General features: G+C 43.5%; 17 protein-coding genes. 13 read left to right on the top strand and 4 right to left on the bottom strand.

The window, feature by feature from the left end; all coding sequences use genetic code 11:
- Positions 1-10 precede the first annotated feature (10 nt).
- The 6 genes from PNC201_RS17395 (at position 11) to PNC201_RS17370 (ending at position 7,897) form a co-directional block, all read left to right on the top strand.
- On the top strand, positions 11-3,163 hold the full coding sequence (locus PNC201_RS17395) for an efflux RND transporter permease subunit (RefSeq protein WP_102057751.1): 3,153 nt from the start codon (positions 11-13) through the stop codon (positions 3,161-3,163).
- A gap of 170 nt (positions 3,164-3,333) precedes the next feature.
- Positions 3,334-3,642 carry a hypothetical protein gene (locus tag PNC201_RS17390; protein ID WP_102057750.1) on the top strand — a complete coding sequence of 103 codons (309 nt, stop codon included), beginning with the start codon at positions 3,334-3,336 and terminating at the stop codon, positions 3,640-3,642.
- Positions 3,643-3,696: 54 nt separating this feature from the next.
- Positions 3,697-4,575, top strand: a complete 879-nt coding sequence (locus PNC201_RS17385) for a hypothetical protein (protein ID WP_102057749.1) — start codon at positions 3,697-3,699, stop codon at positions 4,573-4,575.
- A gap of 102 nt (positions 4,576-4,677) precedes the next feature.
- On the top strand, positions 4,678-5,196 hold the full coding sequence (locus PNC201_RS17380) for a hypothetical protein (RefSeq protein WP_010606912.1): 519 nt from the start codon (positions 4,678-4,680) through the stop codon (positions 5,194-5,196).
- Positions 5,197-5,257: 61 nt separating this feature from the next.
- The gene (locus PNC201_RS17375) at positions 5,258-5,779 is read left to right on the top strand and encodes a hypothetical protein (RefSeq protein ID WP_102057748.1); all 522 of its coding nucleotides are present in this window, start codon (positions 5,258-5,260) and stop codon (positions 5,777-5,779) included.
- A 60-nt stretch (positions 5,780-5,839) separates the two neighbouring features.
- The gene (locus PNC201_RS17370) at positions 5,840-7,897 is read left to right on the top strand and encodes a S9 family peptidase (RefSeq protein ID WP_102057747.1); all 2,058 of its coding nucleotides are present in this window, start codon (positions 5,840-5,842) and stop codon (positions 7,895-7,897) included.
- 252 nt (positions 7,898-8,149) lie between these two features.
- Here the strand turns inward: PNC201_RS17370 and PNC201_RS17365 are convergent, their stop codons facing one another.
- Positions 8,150-8,623: a Dps family protein gene (locus PNC201_RS17365; protein WP_010376518.1), complete on the bottom strand. Its 474-nt coding sequence runs from the start codon at positions 8,621-8,623 to the stop codon at positions 8,150-8,152.
- Between the two features lie 403 nt (positions 8,624-9,026).
- Between PNC201_RS17365 and PNC201_RS17360 the strand changes: the two genes are divergently transcribed.
- A complete protein-coding gene (locus PNC201_RS17360; protein WP_010376516.1) occupies positions 9,027-9,236 on the top strand; it encodes a hypothetical protein in 210 nt (69 codons plus the stop codon).
- Here the strand turns inward: PNC201_RS17360 and PNC201_RS17355 are convergent.
- Together PNC201_RS17355 and PNC201_RS17350 are read right to left on the bottom strand one after the other, a co-directional pair.
- Entirely contained in the window at positions 9,233-9,874 is a 642-nt protein-coding gene (locus PNC201_RS17355) for an alpha/beta fold hydrolase (RefSeq protein ID WP_010606909.1), read from the bottom strand. The genes PNC201_RS17360 and PNC201_RS17355 overlap by 4 nt on opposite strands.
- A 104-nt stretch (positions 9,875-9,978) precedes the next feature.
- Positions 9,979-11,139 carry a porin gene (locus PNC201_RS17350; RefSeq protein ID WP_102057746.1) on the bottom strand — a complete coding sequence of 387 codons (1,161 nt, stop codon included), beginning with the start codon at positions 11,137-11,139 and terminating at the stop codon, positions 9,979-9,981.
- 84 nt (positions 11,140-11,223) lie between these two features.
- Here PNC201_RS17350 and PNC201_RS17345 point away from each other — a divergent pair, with 84 nt between their 5' ends.
- Positions 11,224-13,107: a methyl-accepting chemotaxis protein gene (locus PNC201_RS17345; protein WP_102057745.1), complete on the top strand. Its 1,884-nt coding sequence runs from the start codon at positions 11,224-11,226 to the stop codon at positions 13,105-13,107.
- 745 nt (positions 13,108-13,852) lie between these two features.
- Positions 13,853-14,797: a ribosome biogenesis GTPase YlqF gene (gene ylqF / locus PNC201_RS17340; RefSeq protein WP_039493363.1), complete on the top strand. Its 945-nt coding sequence runs from the start codon at positions 13,853-13,855 to the stop codon at positions 14,795-14,797.
- Here the strand turns inward: ylqF and PNC201_RS17335 are convergent.
- Positions 14,794-16,203, bottom strand: coding sequence for a sensor domain-containing diguanylate cyclase (locus PNC201_RS17335; protein WP_102057744.1), 1,410 nt, complete (start codon positions 16,201-16,203; stop codon positions 14,794-14,796). The two genes, ylqF and PNC201_RS17335, sit on opposite strands and share 4 nt — an antisense overlap.
- Before the next feature lie 1,652 nt (positions 16,204-17,855).
- On the opposite strand from PNC201_RS17335, the gene PNC201_RS17330 reads away from it, so the two are divergent.
- The 4 genes from PNC201_RS17330 to PNC201_RS17315 are packed head-to-tail and all read left to right on the top strand — an operon-like array spanning position 17,856 to position 22,109.
- Positions 17,856-19,085, top strand: a complete 1,230-nt coding sequence (locus PNC201_RS17330) for an OprO/OprP family phosphate-selective porin (RefSeq protein WP_102057743.1) — start codon at positions 17,856-17,858, stop codon at positions 19,083-19,085.
- A 12-nt stretch (positions 19,086-19,097) separates the two neighbouring features.
- Positions 19,098-20,060, top strand: coding sequence for a Bug family tripartite tricarboxylate transporter substrate binding protein (locus PNC201_RS17325; RefSeq protein ID WP_102057742.1), 963 nt, complete (start codon positions 19,098-19,100; stop codon positions 20,058-20,060).
- A gap of 60 nt (positions 20,061-20,120) precedes the next feature.
- A complete protein-coding gene (locus tag PNC201_RS17320) occupies positions 20,121-20,597 on the top strand; it encodes a tripartite tricarboxylate transporter TctB family protein (protein ID WP_102057741.1) in 477 nt (158 codons plus the stop codon).
- Between the two features lie 3 nt (positions 20,598-20,600).
- Positions 20,601-22,109, top strand: a complete 1,509-nt coding sequence (locus PNC201_RS17315; RefSeq protein ID WP_102057740.1) for a tripartite tricarboxylate transporter permease — start codon at positions 20,601-20,603, stop codon at positions 22,107-22,109.
- Positions 22,110-22,111 lie beyond the last annotated feature (2 nt).

The raw sequence follows: 22,111 nt of genomic DNA, 5'->3' as shown, positions 1-22,111 counted from the left end.
AGGAGCGACCATGAGTGATATAGAAAAAACATCGCAGCGCGGTATTATCGCTTATTTTGCGAATAATACGGTAGCGGCGAACTTGTTGATGGTCTTCATACTGATAATGGGTTTTATCAGTTATATGACTATCCAAAGACAAATGTTTCCAAACTTTGAAATCAATTATGTGACGGTGTCAGCTGTGTATCCTGGCGCGTCTCCTCAAGAAATTGAAGAGGGGATTTTGATCAAAATTGAAGAAGCATTAAAAGACGTTACAGAAATCAAAAAAGGGGTTTACCGTGCCGCTAGAGGCAGCGGTAGTGCGCAACTTGAAATCTATAAAGATGAAGACTTAACGGAAGTAGAAGATAAAATTCGCTCGCGTGTGAATAGTATCGCGACCTTCCCAGCATCCATGGAGCCCGTGCAGGTTCAGCTTATAGAATTTCGTCAAGACGTGGTGAACGTCGCACTGGCTGGTAATCTACCGTTGAATGCACTCAAGCCAATCGCCAAAGAGATCGAAGATGAATTACTCGAAATTCCAACGATTTCATTGGTTGACCGTTCAACCCCAAACTATGAGATTGGTATTGAAGTTGATCCAGATGCTCTGCGCCGTTACAACCTAACGATTAGTGATGTAAGTAGCGCAATTAGACGTTATTCAACCAACATTTCAGCAGGTCAAATCAGAACTGAATCAGGCATCATTGCAGTGCGTGTTGAAAACCAAATGTATCGCGGTAATGAGTTTAGAAACATCCCTGTTAAGGTCGGTGATAACGGCGCCAAAATTTATCTTCAAGATATCGCAGAAATTAAAGATGGCCTGACTGAAGGTGAATATTACTTCCGTTTGAATGGTGAAAATGCGGTATTCCTGTCGGTTAAAGCGACCAAAGACCAAAATATGATCCCAATCGCGAAAGCGGTACATAAATATATCGAAGAGAAAAATGCTAAGTTACCCGCAGGCTTAAGATTAGAACCAATCGTTGATATGACGTACTACCTGAACGCTCGACTCGAGATGATGAAGAGCAATATGTTACAGGGTGCGTTACTCGTCGCAATCATGCTGACTATTTTCCTACGCTTCAAATTAGCGCTCTGGGTAATGATTGGCTTGCCGGTGTGTTTCCTTGGTGCATTCCTATTTATGCCAGCTCTTGGGATCAGTATTAATATTGTATCGCTATTTGCCTTTATTATGGTACTTGGGATCGTGGTGGATGACGCCATTGTCATAGGGGAGTCCGCCTACTCCGAAATTGAACGCAAAGGCCACAGCGTTAAGAATGTGGTGATTGGTGCTAAGCGTGTTGCAACACCAGCAACCTTCGGCGTACTAACAACCATTGCTGTGTTTGCACCTATGTTGTTCTCATCTGGTCCTGAAAGTGCATTCTTTAAGTCAATCTCGGGCGTTATTATTCTGTGCTTGGTATTCAGTTTGATTGAATCCAAATGGATTTTGCCAGCGCATATTGCTCATACTAAGATTAAACCACTACGTCCAAACAGTCGTCGTGCTGCATTTAACAAGAAGTTCTTCGCATTTGTAAACGGACCATACAGACGCTTTATTCAGCGCTGTGTTGACTGGCGCTGGACCGTATTATTAACTTTTGTGGCGATGCTGGTATTTAGCTTTAGCTTAGTGACTTCGAATTTAGTGCGCTTTATTCCATTCCCGAAAGTGCCAGAGGATTATCCAAAGATCGAAATTACCATGAACGACAATGTCTCGGACGAGCAAACCATTGCGGCAATGCAGTCTATTGAGTTAATGGTGCGCAATGTCGATAAAGAGATTGCCCAAGAGTTCGGTCAAGGTATGGTTAAGGATGTATATTCTTGGAACCAAAGCCGCGCTAAGGGCTCAGTGTTATCGACGTTAGTTGACGAAGAGCTAAGACCATTTACGGCTTTTGAACTTGCACGCCGTTGGCGCGAGGCAATGCCAGAGATCACCGCAGTGAAATCAATCATCGTGTATGACAGTGTTGGCGATCAAAGTGGTGGTGAGGGCGAATTTGGCTATCGCTTGCTAGGTTCTGACATCGAGACCCTCAACGCGGCGGGTAGGCAGCTTATTTCAATGTTGCAGCAGCAACCTGGACTATTTGATATCAGCTCAAGTATTGACCCTGCGAGTAAAGAAATGCAGATCGCGCTTAAGCCAGTGGCTTATGAGCTTGGCTTGCAACTTGCTGATGTTGCGATTCAGGTTGGCAATAGCTTCTACGGTGGCGAAGCACAGCGTGTTATTCGTGATGGCGAAGAAATCAAAGTGATGGTGCGTTATCCTGAACTAGATCGTAAAGCTTTGGCTTCACTTAAGCGTACTATCATCACAACGCCAAAAGGTAAAGAAGTGATGCTAGGCGATGTCGTAGAGTTTACCGAGAAGCCGGGTATCAATTATATTCGTCGTGAAGATGGCTTTAGAACGGTATATGTATACGGTAGCATCGATGAAGAGCTGATTGAGCCAGATGCCGTGGTTAAGAATATCGAAGAAAATATCTTACCAGAGCTACTAAAACAGTTCCCAGGCGTCAAAACTAAGCTAGGTGGTAGTGTGGAAGAGCGTCAAGCGCAAACCAGTGAGCAGATCTTATTCTTTGCCGCTGGTATGTTGATGGTTTATATCCTATTGGCTGTACCGCTGAAGAGTTACGCACAACCGCTTATCGTGATGTCGGTAATTCCGTTTAGCTTAGTGGGCGCGCTATGGGGTCACTTAGTGTTTGGCTTAGATATGAGTACTATGTCTATGTTTGGACTAGTAGCCGCTGCAGGGGTTGTGATCAACGACTCCTTGGTAATGACGGACTATATCAACCAAGCACGTGCTGAGGGCGTTAAGCTTAAAGAGGCGGTTATTGAAGCGGGGTGTGCACGCTTTAGGGCAATCACGCTAACCTCTATCACGACGTTTGCTGGTGTAATGCCAATCATCTTTGAAACGAGTCTACAAGCAAGATTTGTTATTCCGATGGCGGTATCACTTGGGTTTGCAGTGCTATTCGCAACGCTTATCACGCTGGTGTTAGTGCCGGCCCTATACATCATCTTAACGGATATGCAGGGTGCGGGTTCACGCTTAAAAGCGAAGATCAGACGCAAGCCTAAATCTGGCGATAACCAACTAGAGAAAGCAGAAGCTTAGAAACTCTCGTTTACACTCAATAATATAAAGGCCGCGCAGTGATGCTCGGCCTTTTTTGTGTATTAAAAACCTAATCCGTTTCCGAAAAAGGGAAATTAATAATTTCTTGCTATACCTGTTTTGGGTAATTTTAATATAATTGCAAAAAATTGTTTAATTGAGGGGTTGTTTTGAAAGTATCACTTATTTCAGGCGCTATTACATTTGCTCTGGGGGTCATCAGTGCATCAGCTAAAGTACAAGCAAGTGATGACGTTGAACGTATTGAAGTTAATGGCTGGAAGCACGAGAGAGAATGCGTAATTAATGTACGTAGTATGAGGCAGGCACGATGTTTCTCGGGGGGCTGGGGTGGCACATCAGGTGGGGTTTCTGGTGGAATGGGAGTAGCAGCTAGCGGCGGTGAGTCGAGCGATGCATCAAAAACAGAGTCAGAACTTGATGAAGCTGCGGTAGACTTAACAGTCGCTGCAAAGTAGCTGCTTAATGCGTTAGAAGAGCTAAGGGCAAGAGCTCGTAAAAATAGTATCCTGGTGAGAAAAATAGAAAAGAAGATTGATGCAATTAACTTATTAATTGCAGCAGGTGGGCAAGGCTTACAAGGCATTGCTCATGCTATAAAGGGGGAAAATGGCGAGGCTATATCTGAAGCACTAACACTTGTTGTCGGAGCGGCGGCTGGAACATCTATTGGAAAAGCCGCAATTTTAGTAAAAAGAGCTTCGCACTCAAAAAAGTTTGCTATAAGGATTGCTGAGATCATAGGTAGTTACCATGTGGGAGCTGCTTTTGAAGAGCATATGGATAATCTTCTGCAACAAGAACTCAATATTCCAAACAATTGGAGCAACCCTCCTCAACATTACGAAGGCCCAGAAACCGTTACAGATATAGTTTGTAGCATGATGAGTGTAGTACATAGACCTGATGAGCCACCTTGCCGAGGCTATAGAAGCCTAGATACTTTAGCTGCGTCAGGGCATTTTATAGTACTTGATCTGGCACAGGATGGAGTAGAGTGGTCACTTAATCCAAACACCAACTCCATTACAGTGGGAAGTGCTGATGCATTATTGATCGTTGATGCAAATCAAAACAATCAGTTAGATAGTGCAAGTGAGATATTATTCAGGCCATTTACAGAGACTCAAGACACTATTTCTCTATTAGATTCAAACCAAGATGCAATACTCGACAAACTTGATAATAATTATCATTACCTTAAGGTTTGGCAAGATGCTAATCACAACGGGGTGATTGATGTTGGTGAAGTCATTGCAGCAGCAGACAAGTCTTTAACGATTTACCTTGATGAAATGAGTGCAGGGAATAGAAATCAGCAAGGACGCATGGATGTTGAGGGGACTGAATATGCTATTTCAGTGATACGTATTGGCTTTAAGCATGAGTAGTTAGTAGATCTGTTCGCTCACAATACTTACTAAAAGTAAGTATTGTGAGCTGATAATATTTCTTATCATTTGTTAAGTAATAAATTTTCTGAGGTTTATCCTATGCAGACAAAAATTACGTTTACAAAACGCTCCGTCTTGCTGCCGCTGCGAGTCGGTATTGTCACCTCTTTCTTCGCTGTGATGGCATATTACGCACTTACGATAGAAGGGTTTCATCCAGATGGTTCATCAACCGCTAGTGTTCGTTTTAAAGGAGATGTTACTCTTTTTTTGATTGGCATTGCGCTTTGTTTTATTGTGTACGATATCTTAAAGGCACCTCGCAAACTAGAAATTGACTTAGAGCAAGGGCGCATTTATTTTTATCCAAAATTTTCCAGCCGTGTGCAAATTATTTTGCTAAAACCAGCCTGTGTGTTAGCGATTTATCGTCATCCTAGACATAAAAATCAATTTGGTTTGGAGTTGTATGATTGCCCAAACGACACAGAACCAAAATTAAGCTGTGCGTGTGAGTGGAAAGCCAGTGACGCTGAAGCTGCGTTGTTTTGGCAAATGGCAAAAGAAAAAAAGAGGGCGGTTGAGCCTGCACCTAAGCCATTCTGGTTGCTAATTTAACGTCTTAATATGCGCTATCCCAATAGAGTTGATTATCAGTGATTAGAAAATAAAGGATAGTATGATTCAGTGCGTTACATTAAAAAAAAGCTTTAGACTTCTACCTTTGCGAATTTTGGCATGCACTATATTTTTTGCATTGGGTACTTATTATGCGATAACGGTTGAGGATGTCGTTTCTGGCAATTCATTGACTGTGGATGCTAGTTTGGCAAGACCAGCAATAATAGTGATGCTATTGCTCACTGCAGGTGTCATTGTTTATGCAATCATTAATCTGGAACACACATTAATCCTCAACTTTGAGAATCGTGAAATTCACATTTATAACTGGCGCTCACCACTGCCGAAAGTGTATAGAATGACGAGCAACAATAAGCTTTGTGTTTATCGCCATCCAAATAAGCAGGATCAATTTGGGGTTGAGCTACTTTCTGTAGAAGATGAAGAAGTTTATCTATATTCGAGTTTTGCCTGTAATTGGCTTGTGCCTAAATCACAAGGAGAGCAATTGTGGCAGGTTGCAAAGTCTCAGGGTGTTGCTGTAGAGGAAACACCAGAAAGCTTTTTAGATGGTTGTTAATTCCTAAATTTGCTGTGATACACTGGCGAAAAATAACGAATTTAGGATGACAACTTGGTGATGGAAAAAACTAAACCGCTAGCCAAAAAGCAGCCGAAATCCTTGCTGCACCATAATCATGAGCGTATCGACAACTACTACTGGATGCGTGATGACGAGCGTAAAAATGCTGATGTGTTGGCACACCTCAAAGCAGAGAATGATTACTGTGAAGCGCAAATGGCGCCTCACCAAGCGCTGCAAACCCAGCTGTTTGAAGAAATGAAAGGTCGTATCGTAAAAGACGATAGCTCAGTGCCCGCAAAAGATGGCAACTATTGGTATGTGAGTGAAGTGAGTGGTGATGAGGAATATGCTAGATATTATCGCGCATCACAAGAAGATTTGTCGGATAAAAAACTTCTTTTAGACATTAATCAGTTAGCCGCTGGCAACGAGTTTTATGACATCGGTGATATTACTGTAAGCCCAGATGAGCAACTGCTTGCCTATAGTGAAGATACCGACGGGCGTCGAATTTACACCATCAAGTTTCTTGATTTAAACACCAATACATTACTGCAAGATGTGCTGTATAACACGGAAGGTCAGGTAATTTGGGCGAACGACAATAAAACTGTATTTTATGTCAAAAAAGACGAGCAAACGTTGCTCGGCTTCCAAGTGTATCGCCATGTGTTGGGAACGCCACAAAGTGATGATATTTTGGTGTTTGAAGAGCAAGATCGCCAATTTTATATGGGATTGGGTAAAAGTCGTGACGAAAGCGCTATTTATATCTATCTCGCAGCGACGGAAACGAGCGATCAGTTAATACTGGATGCAAACGATCCTTGCGGTGAGTTTAGCACTCTTATTCCAAGAGAAATTGGCCATGAATATGGTCTTGAAAAAATGGGAGAGTTCTTTTACATCCTTAGTAATAAGAACGCTAAAAACTTCCGTTTAATGCGTGCAACAGGGGCAACCGTTGGTAATGTCGAGCAATGGGAAGAGTTGGTTGCCCATCGCGACCATGTACTATTAGAAGGCTTGGAGCTGTTCCATAGTCACTTTGTGCTGACTGAGCGTGAACAAGGGCAGATCCGTTTTGTTGTCCATGATTATCAAGGGCAGAGCTATCACCTTGGATTTGATGATGCTTGTTATTTTGCTACGGTAGGAAATAACCCTGAGCCAAGTTCAAGTAATATTCGTATCCACTACTCGAGTATGACAACTCCCAGCTCAGTGTACGATTGTGATTTAACCACTGGTAAGAAGACGCTGAAAAAGCAACAGCAAGTGTTAGGTGATTTTAAACCTGAATATTATCACTCTGAACGTTTGCATATAACCGCAAGAGATGGTGTTAAAGTCCCTGTGTCTTTGGTGTATCGCAAAGATAAGTTTAATCAAGACGGTAGCAATCCACTATTGCAGTATGGCTATGGTTCTTATGGTATTACTATCGACCCTAACTTCTCTAGTCAAATTCTAAGCCTGTTAGATAGAGGGTTTGTATACGCGATTGCGCATATTCGAGGTTCTGAGATGCTTGGTCGTGAATGGTATGAGCAAGGCAAAAAAGCGCATAAGCAAAATACCTTCAACGATTTTATTGATGTTACCAAGGCCTTGGTTGAGCAGGGCTACGGCCATAAAGACAAAGTGTTTGCATCAGGCGGGAGTGCAGGCGGCCTGTTAATGGGTGCAATTGCAAACCAAGCTCCAGAGCTGTATTTAGGGTTAGGCTGCCATGTGCCTTTCTTGGATGTGTTAACTACCATGTTGGATGAGTCAATCCCATTGACAACCAATGAGTATGATGAATGGGGTAATCCGAATAATGAAGCGGACTACCAGAATATTTTAGCGTATTCGCCGTATGACAATATTGAAGCCAAAGCCTATCCAAATATTCTAGTCACCACAGGTCTGCACGACTCGCAAGTGCAGTATTGGGAGCCAATGAAGTGGGTTGCTAAGCTTAGAGAATATAAAACGGATGATAACGTGCTGATCTTTAAAACCGACTTGGAAGCAGGTCACGGTGGTGCCTCAGGCCGATTTAAAAGCTTACATGAAAGAGCACTAGAAATGGCATTCTTTATCAGCTTATTGAATGGTAGGTCGTAGCTCTAACTCGACAACAGCGAGATAAAAGATCGCGAGGTAAACTCGCTCCTACCAGAGGAAAACCTAGGTAGGAGCTGGCTCTGCTTGTAGGTCGTAGCTTTAGCTCGACTTGTACACCCTAGCTCTAACTCGACAACAGCGAGATAAAAGATCGCGAGGTGAACTCGCTCCTACCAGAGGAGAATCAAGGTAGGAGCTGGCTCGCTTGTAGGTCGTAGCTTTTAGCTCGACTTGTACACCCTAGCCTTAATCTTAGTTTAAATATGCTTTAAGCATCCACACCAGCTTCTCTTGCTCTTTGATATAGTCGCTCATTAGCGCAGCTGTCCCTTCATCTTCGGCTTCGCCCGCCTGCGCTAGAATCTCACGCTGCATAGAAATAAGCGTTGTGTAGCCATCAAGCAGGGTTTCTAGTGCTTGCGTACCATTGCTGATCCCTTTTGCTTCTTGAATTTTGCTGGTTTCCAAATAATCAGAAAACGCATGCAATGGGTTGCCTTCAATTGTCAAAATACGCTCTGCGATTTCATCGACTTTCTCAAGTAATAGCGTATAAATTTCTTCAAATTTTAGGTGTAGTTCAAAAAACTCACGACCTTTGATGTTCCAGTGAAAACCACGGGCATTCATATATTGAATTTGGTAGCTGCTTAGTAGCGTATTAAGTGACGTTACTAGCGCTTGGCTCTTTGCTTTGTCTAAACCGATAGAATTAATGTTTGTCATGCGATGCTCCTTGTTGATTCACAGTCAGTATGGCGCAACCTTAGGTGATTGCCCAATGATTAAAATCAAAGTGTTTAATCGGAAAAATCAATTAATAAAATAAAAACATATTAAATATTAATACAATATGACGTTGGGATGAGTGCATTAAAAAACAAGATGAAACCCTAAAAAGCGCTCAACAATAACAAGGTGACATGAGTACTCGTTGGGAATAAAGCTTGCCAACTTTTCCCAAAATATAACCAGAGCGCGTAGTTTTTGATCTAAGACAAGCGTTTAATCTCGTTCGTCTTTTGGCGGTTTTAAACTTGATTTAGGTCAAAATATCACCGCATCATAAGCGCATAATCATTTCATCAAGACACAAAAAACGCGGTGTCTACTACTGGAGGAAATGAGTATGAAAGGCAAAACAAAATCAGAACATAAAATGGAACTCGTCGTCGTTGTTATCGCTTTAGTGGCTTTTGTTGTTGGGCTCGTAGGTCACTTAGCTGGCGCAAGCATCGCAAACTCAGATACCTTTGGCTATATTGCAGCGCCAGTGCCGTTATTAGTTGGCTTGATCGCAGTGATTGCTTACAAAGTAGCTGCAAGCGCAGAGCACTAAGGCCTCCCTAACAGCTCGCAGATATAGTCCATTACCGCACGGGAATATATTAAGCTGGTATGGCTGAGATGAAATACTTTGTGTTCGGCCATGCCACTGAGCTTGGTTTCTTCTAACAGCACAGTGCCATCCGACTGGCTACCTTTTTGTAGCAGTGGCATTAGTCCAATGGGTAAGTCACCGGCAATACTGTAAAGCTTGGCGTCGAAAGGCCAATCTTGATTGTTAGATAATAAAAACTCCACACTGTTTTTTAACAGTAGCTCCAGTCCTTTGTCGTGCATATGCTTGGCAATGGCACTGCCTTTATGTGGTGTCCCCAAGGTCACCACTTTTTTTACTTGCTTGCTCGCGGCAGAACCTCGTTCTAAATATGCTCTTGCAACTAAGCCTCCCATGGAGTGGCAAACGAGGGCGGCGGGGCGATCGCCAACAAAAGTATCAATAGCGGCGCAGATCTCATCAATATCTGGCGTTAATGTGTTATAGCTTAAATTGAGAATACGGTAGCCCGATTTACCTAAGCGAGCGCTAAGCGGGCGCATCACAAAGCCAGACATGTACAAGCCGTGTAGCACCACAATGCTCTCGATTTTGGCGCTCGCGGTAATATTGAGTGGAATAGGAGCGTGGTTCATACCGCCTCTTTAAACTTGAATACTTCTAAGCCTTGCGCGAGTGTACCACCCTCACTTGAATACTTGATGTATAAATCAATCCAAATTAGAAATTATTATTCTAACTAATCAAATTGCCACTCTTGCTTGTAATCGTACCTAAAGCCAATGGAGATGGAGTCCATATCGATTTGGTTGTCGAAGGACTTGTTCAAATACTCCAAGTGCACTCTGAGGGGCGGTGTTGGTAGCCACTCAAGTGTAACATTGTAGCCATCGAAGCTTTGATTAAGCGGATCATGACTGCCGTAACCGTCATCAAAATCAAAATATCCGGTTTTGAGTTTATAGTGTTTTGCGAGTTGATAGGCCAACGAAAGATCAAAGGTGTGGCCTTGTCGAGAATCAAGAGCTTTCACGCGTTGATAGTCTTTGTCCTGATATGCCATAGCAGCGTAAAAGCGGGAGGTAAATTGGTAAGCCAGCGCACCAGACCAAAGTTGGTTTTCGCCAATATGTTGCTCGTTATCGTACACATCGTTTTGTTGATAAGTAATCGCCGCGTGTAAACCTGCGTTATCGTAACTTAACCCAGTGTTGAATAAATCCGTTTGATTATCGCCCTTATCACCATTAAATTGGCCTGCGGCGATAAACGTCATTGGCCCCAATTCGTAGCGGTAAGTGACTAAATTATCAACGAAAAAAATACTCTCTGGATCGTAAGCAAATGGGCTGCTGGCGTGATTAAAAATATCAACGTATTCGGCAATAAACAGATACTGTGCAGGCCTTTGTTTGCCAATGCCAAATCGACCATACGGTGTACCTAGCGCAGTATAAGCACGGCGTGACTTGCCAAAATTTCCTTCATTGGCGAGATCGATGCCCCATTCACCATGAAGTTCGGCCTGCCAGCCCGGCATAAATTCATGAGTTACTTTAATCCCTGCGTGGGATAAGGCATCACGAACATCCCAGTTACTTGCCTCATCTTGATTGATTACGCCAAATGTCGGGCGTATTGTGGCATAGGTTTTGAGCGTGGTTGAGGGCTCGGTAGGTGATTTTACAGGGTCACTTTGTGGTGTTGATTTTGCCATTGGAGCTGCGGCCTTTAGTTCGCTATTTTGCGTCATAAACCGAGCTTTAAGCTCAGCTAATTGCCGCTCAAGATTTTCAATGTCGGCCATGGTGACAGGTCGATCGGTTGCCAAAGTTGCTGAAGAAGTCAGTAAACAGGCTAGGCCAATCAGTGCGGTTGAGTTGCTCAAAGTAAAATTCATGGTTTTTACATCGCTCAGTTGCCAATAATCGAATTATAGACAACACTTTTGATATTCGAGCACTTTTTATTCAGGCTGTTGAATATGAAGATCCGCACTAAGTTCTCTGTGACTTCTGCCATAGTGATCTTATTGATCATCACGACGACGACGCTTTCTACTTACTGGTTTGTTAGCGATTCGGTGAAAACCAAAACCCATGCCTATGTAACAGATAGCACGCAATTGCTGGCTGTGAGCATAGAGAATTGGCTGGCTGGTAAAGCAACGCAAATTAATGTGATAAAAAGTCAGTTAGAGCAAAACTTTAGCGATGATAACTTTCAACAAGCACTGAATACACCAGTGTTTAAAAAGGAGTTTCTGCTGGCTTTTGGTACTTTGGCTAATGAGGAAGGGCTCAGGTCGAACAACCCCGCTCGCAAAAATCCTCCAGGCGTCGATTTTAGAGAGCGAGCTTGGTATCAGCTTGGTAAAAACCAAAATAAAACCGTTTATACCAGTCCATATACGGACGCGGCGACAGGTGAATTATTGCTGTCGGTGGTATCTCCCATTGTAGTGAACGGTAATTTTAAAGGGGTAATTGGGGGAGATTTAAGCCTAAAAACCATCGCTAATAGTGTCAATCAGGTTAACTTTGATAACACTGGCTATGCCTTTTTGGTCGACAAGTCTGGTAATGTAATTTCTCATCAACATGCCGAATTTAACGGCAAAAAATTGCAACAGGTATATCCAGCTTTACGCTTAGATAGCGTAGATAAGTTGCAAGAAGTGGATACCAAAGAAGGCAAAAGGTTGTTTTACTTACATTCGCTTGATAACACCTTTGGTACGGACTGGTATTTGGCGGTATTAATCGATAAATCAAAAGCCTACAAAACACTGACTGAAATTACAATAAACTCCCTGATCATTGCTATTTTAGCCGTGGCTATTGGAGTATTCTGCGTACGGACGTTAGCAATTCACTTACTCCAACCATTACGGGATTTGGAATCTGCAATCACCGGCATGGCAAGTGGGGGCGGTGACTTAACTCAGCGCTTAAAAATTGTTAACGAAGATGAGTGCGGCACGGTAGCGCGACAATTTAATTTGTTCTTGGGCTTTTTGCATGGGTTAGTAAGTAATGTAAAAGAACGTGCAGACGACGTGGTGATAAGCAGTGATGCCGCCAAAGAGCTGTCGACGCATTCTTCACAGAAACTTGATCAACAAGTTAGCCTAATTGAAAACCTCGCTACCGCGATGAATGAAATGAGTACTACCTCGACCGAAATCGCAGGTAACGCGCAGCAAGCCGCAAGCTCTATCACCTCTGTAAATGAAAAGACCTCCGAAGGGCAAGAAATATTCTTTAAAGCGCGAAGCCAAATTAATGCTTTGGCTGACGATATTACTGCATCGTACGAGTTGAGTACGCAACTTGCAGAATACAGCCAAAATATTGAGAATATTCTTTCGGTCATCAATGGCATTGCAGAACAAACCAATCTACTGGCACTTAATGCTGCAATTGAAGCCGCACGTGCCGGAGAGCAAGGTCGTGGTTTTGCGGTTGTGGCCGATGAAGTGCGTTCTCTAGCATCAAAAACACAGGAATCCACCACCGAAATTAAGTCCATGATCGACCAGATCCAAGCCTCGTCCATTCAAGTTCAGCAATCTATGGGAAGTAGCCGAGATAAAACCCAGCAATGTGTGTCACAAACCGAGCAAGCGACACATATGCTAGAAGAAATCTCAGAGGCAGTAAAAGAGCTTATGGATCGCAATATTCAAATCGCAACGGCCATAGAAGAGCAAAGTGTGGTGATTGAAGAAATCAATAAAAATACAATACATATCAACGATATTAGTGTCGAAGTCGGCAGCTTTTCCGACAAACAATACAGCGCCAGCGAAGAACTCGCTAAAAACGCCCATGAACAAGAAGCGCTACTGTCTAAGTTTACGTTGTGAGTTCTTGAGTTTGAATAATCCACTCAACTTTTGAGTGGATTATTCAAGGCGAGTATATTCTCCACTGCGCTGCTAACGTCTAACAAAATGCCTCGTGAATCTGTCTGTAAGCTAACTCTATGTTCCGAGTTCAATTTAATTGTTATTTTATTGCTTTAGAAACCAAGCTGGTCATATCAGTGATTTCCATATCTCCCATATCTGCAATTAAGTGTAGATGTTTGATGAAGTCCACTTTTCCAATATTCTCGGGTAGACAGTTGCCACCCATGAAAGGTTTGATGGAGGGGGAATAAGTCGCCTGTTAGCTGTTCACAAAGCCATCAGCAATGAAGCTGTTTGCAAGGGTTACAAAAACTATCAGCATAGCCTCCTAATTCGCAGTGCAAATAGGTTTGTGGGAGGCACCCGCCGAGAAGTTATACTTTCTGGGTGTGATTGATGGGCGCCAAAACCCGGTCAGGAGGACGGGCTGACTTTACTCATAGCAGCGATACATAGATAAGTATTTTGAGAGTGATACGTGAATTAAACAGAATTCATAGCCATTAACCCAATCCTGTCAATTTATAGTAGAATAACCAACTTAGTGATGAGGTACTGCTGCTGTATTAAAAGCGTTTAGTACCCTATGTTGTATCCTTTACTTATCTCTTGCTTCGTACGAATGGCGCGATGGTAGGTGTGAGCTTGGCAAGGTGTTCAACATATGAGCTTTTAAAGTTAATTAATACAGGTGGTTATAATGGCAATACAGTGGTTCCCAGGGCATATGAATAAAGCGCGCAATGAGATCAAAGAGATCATGCCGCAGATGGATGTCATTATTGAAGTGCTGGATGCTCGTATTCCATACAGTAGCGAAAACCCGATGGTAGGGCAGTTACGTGGTGACAAGCCTGTTATCAAAATCATGAATAAAGCGGACCTTGCCGATCCTGAACTGACCAAGCAGTGGATGGAGTATTTTGAACGTGAGAGCGGTGTAAAAGCGCTGGCGTTTGGTCATGATAAGGCGAATGAAGTACAGCGTATTAATGCGCTTTGCAAAAAGCTTGCACCTCATAAAGTGGGTCAAGATAAGCAGCTAAAAGCCATGATCATGGGTATTCCAAATGTGGGTAAATCGACACTTATCAATACACTTGCTGGCAGAATTGTTGCAAAAACAGGTAATGAACCAGCGGTAACTAAAGCGCAACAGCGTATTAAGCTTGAAGACGGCATTATGCTTTACGATACGCCGGGTATGTTGTGGCCAAAGGTTGAGAACGAAAACTCGGGCTATCGTTTGGCGGCAACGGGTGCTATTCGCGATACTGCTATCAATTATGAAGAAGTGGCGAGTTACACCGCTGAATATCTGCTAGGTGCATATCCAGAGCTTTTAAAAGCACGTTACAAGCTCGACGAATTACCGGACTGTGACTGGACATTTATCGAGATGGCTGGCCGCAAGCGTGGTTGTGTAAAGGGCGGCAATCAGGTCGATACGCATAAGATGTCGGAGATTTTAATCAACGAACTGCGCGATGCTGTTATCGGGCAGATCACGATGGAAACGCCGGAAATGCGAGAGTCGGAAGAAGAAATGGTTGCTGAGTTACGAGCACAAGCTGAGGCCAAAAAGGCTGCGCGTGAAGATGAAAAACGTCAGCGCCGCGCAAGAGCGCGTAAGAATCGCCGCTAAGCAGCGAATTTGGTTTGATTCCGGCCTTGTTTGGCACGATAGAGCGCGGCATCGGCGCGCTTTATAAAACCATCTTCTGATTCATCAATATGGTATTGTGCAACGCCAATACTGACAGTCACTTTGACCTCACATTCCGCCTGCTCTAGAGCAACATGGATCTTCTCAGCAATCGCAATTCCTTGTTCTAACGTCGCTTTGGGTAGCAATACCATAAATTCTTCACCTCCCCAGCGACACAACAAACCGTTGTTTTCTATCTGGCGTTTACATACGTTCGAGAAGCATTGCAGCACTCTGTCGCCTACCACATGGCCATGTTGGTCGTTCACTTGTTTGAAGTGGTCAATGTCCATCATCAGCATCACTACTGGGGTTGATTGGGTACGCGCTTTCGCTAAATGGTGCTGAAGCTGTGGCTCAAAGGCTTGGCGATTAAAGGTATCGGTGAGTTTGTCGTACTTCGCCATTTTTTCTAAGCGTTTTTGATAGTGATTAAACGTCAACTGCGCTACGGCTAATATTAATAGGGTGACTAGGCTCCCTACCCATAAATTGGTTGTGAGTATGTCGCTTATTCCACTTGATTTATCTATTGTTTGTTCAACAATTAAATACCAGCCTATAGAGTCCAAATAGCGCGAATGAACAAACTCGGCATGGTCGTCAGTTTCCAACCGAAATTGATATTCGGATTGATTGAGCAGCGCCGTTGCTTGGGTTGGAAAACGATCATGAATACTGGTGCCAGATAGGGTCTGATCGTTAAAAAATAATAGCCTGCCTTTGTGGTCAATAAAGTACAGTTTGCGTGCGTAGCTGGCTTCGTATTGTTCGATTAAATTATGTAAATCAGCCAATAAGATGCCAACCCCAACAACGCCAATTACATCGTTGTTTTGCCTTATTTTATGATTGACGTAAACAATGGCTTCGTTGTTATCTCTTGGGTCTATATCAACATTGAGCGCATAGTCAGCATCGCTATGCAGGCTTTCTCGGTACCAATCATTTTGTTTGGCACGGATGTCTAACTGCTGGGTGTTACCATCAAAGTGGTAATAAGTGAGGTTCTTGTCATCCACTAAAAAGCTCGTTTTTGCGTGATGTAATACTCGAGTATCTTCTAAGTAGGTGAAAATAAGCGCAGGGTCTTGCTGTGAAGACGTTAGCCAACGTTTAATAAAGACGTTATTTGCCATTTGCTGAGAAACAATAATTGGAGCTTGAAGCCGTTTTTGTATATCTAAATCAATCAGATGGCTGGTGAGTGGCAGAGCATCATCGCTCACCCCTTTATACAACGATTGTTTAGCATGCTCGATACTTATCCAGCTGGTGAAAATAAACCCTACCAGCAGCAGCAGGCTTAACAACATGTTATAACGGTAGCGTCGAGCGTTCATATTATTGTTATTTTTGGAAAAATAGAATGATACGGATTCTAGTAAAAGAAAACGATTACACGACATTACAGCTGAACAAACGCTGATAGAAAATGTAGGCATAAAAAAAGCCCTGAGCAGGGCTTTTTGATTCATATCTACCGTCACCGATATGAGCAATGTAGCAAGTAAAAAGTGGTTGCCAGTGATACACATCAAGGGGCGTTGTAGCACATCACCGACAACACGATTCAGGGTCGAATCAGCAAGAGTATGTCCTCTTGTTGATATTGATTATCAATTAGATTAGCCGTTAGGTCAATACCTTTTTGAAAATAATTCTCATTAATATTTGTATAGCTGTTTTTCGGTAAGTGCTGAAAATAGATATAATACCAGTTGTATTAAGTAAATGATCTATCTTGAAGCAGGGAAATAGCTTTAGTAGCAAGGCAAAAATTTTGCTATTTAGTTGTTCTAAATGAGAAATTTTTAACGAAGCTAATATGCTATTTCACCCTTCAAATTGATTAGAGAATTAATTCAATTGGTATAAATTTTGGGCATAAAAAAAGCCCTGAGCAGGGCTTTTTACGTTCATATCTACCGTCACCGATATGAGCAATGTAGCAAGTAAATTGTGAGAATAAACTTAGTCAGGTTTAGGGGCGACTGAGTTAAGTTCATTCAAGCCATTAACGTTGGCCAGCCGTGTTTCAGGGTCGAGAAACAAACTAGAGTACTAATGCCAATCTCAAGGTAGTGAGTACATCAGGTAGACAGGGCTTTACAACTATCAACCTTACTAACTGAGTTGGCGAAACAACACGTTGCCGTCTTGTTGATAGTGATTATCAGTTAGATTTAACAATGAGTCAATACTTTTTTGAAAATAATTCTCATTAATATTAGTGTGGCTGTTTTTCTAGGAAATACCGAAGTGAAAATAAATTTTGGGCATAAAAAAAGCCCTGAGCAGGGCTTTTTGATTTCATATCTACCGTCACCGATATGAGCAATGTAGCAAGTAAAAAGTGGAGTTAGCGTCTAAATACGAGGAGCAATGCAAGTGCCTGCTAACGTCCTTGGTAGTTGTGGATACCAGCCTTGTTTCGGGTCAAGAAACTATTGTGATAACAAGTTGAGCCGTCACTCTCGCCTTGTTGATAGTGATTATCAATTAGATTTGAAGGGCTGTCAACGATCTTTTTGAAAATAATTCTTATTTAGATCTAAGTGGTTGGAATTACACCAAATTTAAATTTATTGAGTGTATTGTTTTATTAATGTGATGGTTTTTGGTGTGTTGTGTGTCTTATTTCTGCTTATTCTAGGGGGCAAAGTATTATTCTATATTGAGCTTTTTAGGCTCACCGTTTCCAGAGCCTCAGAGAAAAGCTCGGTTAATTCATCATCCACATCTTAGATATTTTGATTAACGCAGCAGTCATACTTTCGCTTCACTCGTTATTTATTTCCACACTACTTTGGGTTTTGTGCATATTGCTCATGATTTTTATGCACAAAACGCGTTTTACTCAACTTAATCAACTTATTTCCGCAATCTATGGTTAATTGAGGGTTAACAATAAGCTCGTACTTGATAGCAGGTTGTAGTCGCTAGTCACAATACGTTTAAGACAAATGAGTACAGAGCAATGAGAACAACAATAATGAAGCCAGTTGCAGCAATGTCATTAATTGCAGTAACTGCTTGCCCCGTTTTGGCACAACAAGATGAAGCACTCGCCAGCAAGGTTGCAAAGCTAGAAGCGCAATTAAAGGAATTACAGTCCAATAAATCACTGAACCTTGAGTTTGGTGGGCGTGTACAACTCGATTTTAACCATTTTAGTGGTGCATACAGCGCCGATAATAAGGGTAATGCCGCCAGCGACTTTTTTCCGCGTCGGATCCGCACCTATGTAGAGAGTGAGCAAGGCGACTGGGAACACAAGTTACTACTCGATTTTGCCGAAGGCGATGCCGAGATAGTCACAGTAAGAGTGCGCTATACCGGTTGGAACAACGGCCCGCGCTTTCAGTTTGGTAAATTAAGAGAAGATATCACCCTGAATGCGCTCACTAGCAGCAAACACATCAATACCATAGAGCGCAGTTCCATCGCTGATACGTTTTCTCCTTACTTTCGGTGGGGCGCATCAGCTTATCAATATTTTAAAGATTCCGGTTTTCGCTATGCGTTAGGGGTATATAAAAACGACGCATTTGGTGCATCTGGGCGTGACCAAGATGACCGTCTGGCACTTGCCTATTCGGGGCGTTTGACTTGGTCGCAACACACTCCCGGTAAAACCCTGCATTTAGGTGGTTGGGGTTCGTACCGTGATATGGGCGGTGCAACGCTGGGTAATCGCCTTGCTCGCGGTGAAGTACGCGAAGCCAAAGTGCGCCTCGTGGATTATGCTGCAGGCGGTGATGTAGTTGCCCTTGATAGCATGTCACAAGCCGGGTTAGAACTCGCTTATCAACATAACGCCTTTATGCTTGAGGCCGAATATGCCACACGCAACTTAGATACCCTAGACCCTACTTCTGCATTAGATGGGGGAGATATTTCGGGTTATCACTTGTCTTTGAGCTATTTCCTGACCGGTGAACACAAACAATATTCCGCAGGCTCTGCGGTATTTAAGCAACCTAAAGAGGTAAAAAATGCGTGGGAGTTGGTTGCACGTATTTCCAGCATGGATGCTGAAAACGCCAACCAAGGCACGCAAGTCGACGCCTACACACTGGGCGGCACCTATTACCACTCCAGCAGCTTAAAGTTCATGGCTAACCTTGTCTATGTGGACGTTTCAGGCGCTGGAAGTACTGCGTTGGTTGGTGACGAAGATTCAGGATTTGGTTTTGCTGCACGCTTGCAGTATCTATTTTAACGGGAGCAGGTTATGAAGTTTGCATTAAAGCATCTCAAGTTAGCAATGGCTGGTGTAGCAATGATGTCTACTCAGGTATTAGCGGATACCCACTTTTTAATTCCCGGTGGTCCAGGTGGTGGCTGGGATACCACGGCTCGAGCTGTGGGCGAGGCGTTAGTGAAATCAGGGCTTGAGTCCAATGCATCGTTTCAGAATATGTCAGGCGGTGGTGGCGGCCGTGCTATTGCTTATTTGATTGAATCGGGCAATAAAAAAGGCGATATGTTGATGGTTAATTCAACGCCAATCGTGCTGCGCGCATTGTCGGGTAAGATCCCCTACAGTTATCGTGATTTAACGCCCGTTGCCAGCGTAATTGCCGATTATGGTGCATTCGTGGTGCGTGATGATTCGCCTTTTAAGAGCTGGCAGGAGGTGATTGCTCGTCTAGAAGTAAACCCGAGCTCTGTGACCGTTGCGGGTGGTTCTGCTCGCGGCAGTATGGATCATCTCGTTGCAGCACAAGCTGTAAAAGCAGCAGGCGTTGATGGTCGTAAGCTGCGTTACATTCCTTACGATGCCGGTGGCAAAGCTAAGGCCGGTTTATTGTCTGGCGAAGTGAAGATGCTCTCGACCGGATTAAGTGAAGCGCTCGACATGGCAAAAAGTGGTCAGGCGCGCATTCTTGCTGTTACTGCGCCAGAGCCTATCGCGGACTATCCAGAGATCCCAACCCTGAAGTCTTTAGGCTATGACATGGAATTTGTTAACTGGCGTGGTTTTTTTGCGGCTCCGGATCTCCCTCAAGCAAAACTCGACGAATATACCGTGAGATTACAAAAACTGGTGCAAAGCAAAGAGTGGGAAGCGGTACGCGCACGCAACGGTTGGTTGAATCTATTTAAGCCACAGCACGAGTTTATTGAGGCGCTAGAGGCACAAGAAGCACAGCTGAAAGTGGTGATGGAAGAATTGGGTTTCGTTAGACGCTGATTAAATTAAATAGGTGGTTGCAGTGAGGTTACTGCATCACCTAAAAGTGGGTAATTCACTATGTTAAACCGAGAATTGTTAGGCCCAGTGCTGTTTTTAATTCTGTTTTCACTCTATGCGGTATCTGCTTGGCAAATCCCGATTATGCCTTTTGAAGAGTACGAGGCGGTAAACTCAGCAACTTTGCCTAAGGTATACGCGCTGATTGGCATTGTTGTTTGTCTTTTGTCGATTGCCGCAACACTGTTTAAAGGCGTCCCTGCACCTGATACACGTGAAAAAGCAGAGACTACCTCCAAGGCAACCATAGCCCAATGTGCAGCACTGATTGTATTGATGCTTATCTACAGCAGTGTGCTTGAAAAACTCGGGTTTATTGTTTCGACCATTTTGTTTTTAGGCTGTGGCTTTTTAATTATGGGTGAGCGACGTAAGCAAATTTTGTTATTGGCGTCAGTGCCTGTGGTTATCGTGTTTTGGGCCATTATGACGCAGCTACTGGGGATCTATTTGGTTCCCGGTGAGTTTTGGAGTTAAGCCATGTTAGACGGTATTTTAGTTGGCCTGTCCACGGCCTTTATGTGGCAAAACTTACTGTACGTAATTGTTGGCTGCTTTGTCGGTACTTTTATCGGCATGTTGCCCGGCTTAGGGCCAATCACGGCGATTGCGTTGATGATCCCTATCACTTACAACATCGGTGCCGACTCCGGTATGATCTTAATGGCGGGCGTATATTACGGCGCTATTTTTGGTGGCTCGACTTCCTCTATTTTGATTAACGCTCCCGGTGTAGCTGGTACTGTGGCATCGTCATTTGACGGCTATCCAATGGCAAAACAAGGACATGCGGGTAAGGCTTTAGCTGTTGCCGCTTATGCTTCATTTACTGGGGGAACGATTGGTGCGTTGATGCTCATGATAGCCGCACCACTACTTGCAAAAGTGAGCTTAAGCTTTCAGTCTCCAGACTATGTGATGTTGATGTTTTTGGGCTTGACTGCGATTGCTGCTTTTTCTGCAAAAGGGCAATTTTTAAAAGCCATGATGATGACTGTATTTGGCTTGATATTGTCGACGGTGGGAATAGACCCTTCATCTGGAACTGAGCGTTTTACCTTTGGTCAGGCAGACTTGCTAGACGGCGTAAGCTTTTTGTTGGTCGCAATGGCAACCTTTGCATTGTCTGAAGCGCTGATCAACGTGATCCGTCCAGAAAAAGCTAATCAAGGTTCGAATGATGATGACACCCCCGTTATTGGCTCAACAAAATTATCTGGCGCTGAAGTGAAAGAAATGGCGCCAGTTGTGGGGCGCTCTTCGATTTTAGGATTTATCATTGGCGTATTGCCGGGGGCTGGCGCAACGATTGCGAGTTTTATGGCTTATGCGACAGAGCGAAATTTGGCACCAAAAGCCATTCGTGAGCGTTTTGGGCGTGGTGAAATCCGCGGCTTAGCGGCACCTGAGTCGGCAAACAATGCTGCTTGTACTGGGTCGTTTGTACCCTTGTTAACGCTTGGGATCCCGGGGTCTGGCACCACTGCGATTATGTTAGGGGCGCTGATTGCCTATGGTATTCAGCCGGGTCCTACGTTAATGCAGGACAATCCTACGGTGTTTTGGTCGGTAATCGTAAGCATGTATTTTGGCAACATTGTGCTGCTGATTTTAAATTTGCCACTGATCCCTTATTTTGCAAAGGCTTTGACTCTGCCACGCTCAGTTCTCACGGTGATGATTTTATTCTTTAGCTTGATTGGCGTGTATCTGGTGTCATTTAATACCTTTGATTTGTTTATGATGGTAGGTTTTGCCTTGGTGGCGGTGGTGCTGAGATTATTGAGTTTCCCGATGGCACCTTTGCTCCTTGGGTTTATTCTCGGCGATATGATCGAACGCAATTACCGCCGCGCCATGATGATTTCGGATGGCTCTATTAGCTTTATTTGGGAGAGGCCACTAACTTTAGGCATATTTGCGCTTGCCATGTTAGTGTTGTTGATCCCATTAAAAGAGTACTTCCAGCAACGAAAAGTTGCGCAGTAACC

This window comes from Pseudoalteromonas sp. NC201, from assembly GCF_002850255.1.
In the GTDB taxonomy this organism is placed as follows: domain Bacteria; phylum Pseudomonadota; class Gammaproteobacteria; order Enterobacterales; family Alteromonadaceae; genus Pseudoalteromonas.
Note: the sequence above shows the minus strand (reverse complement) of the source record. Positions and strands in the feature narration are given on the sequence as shown.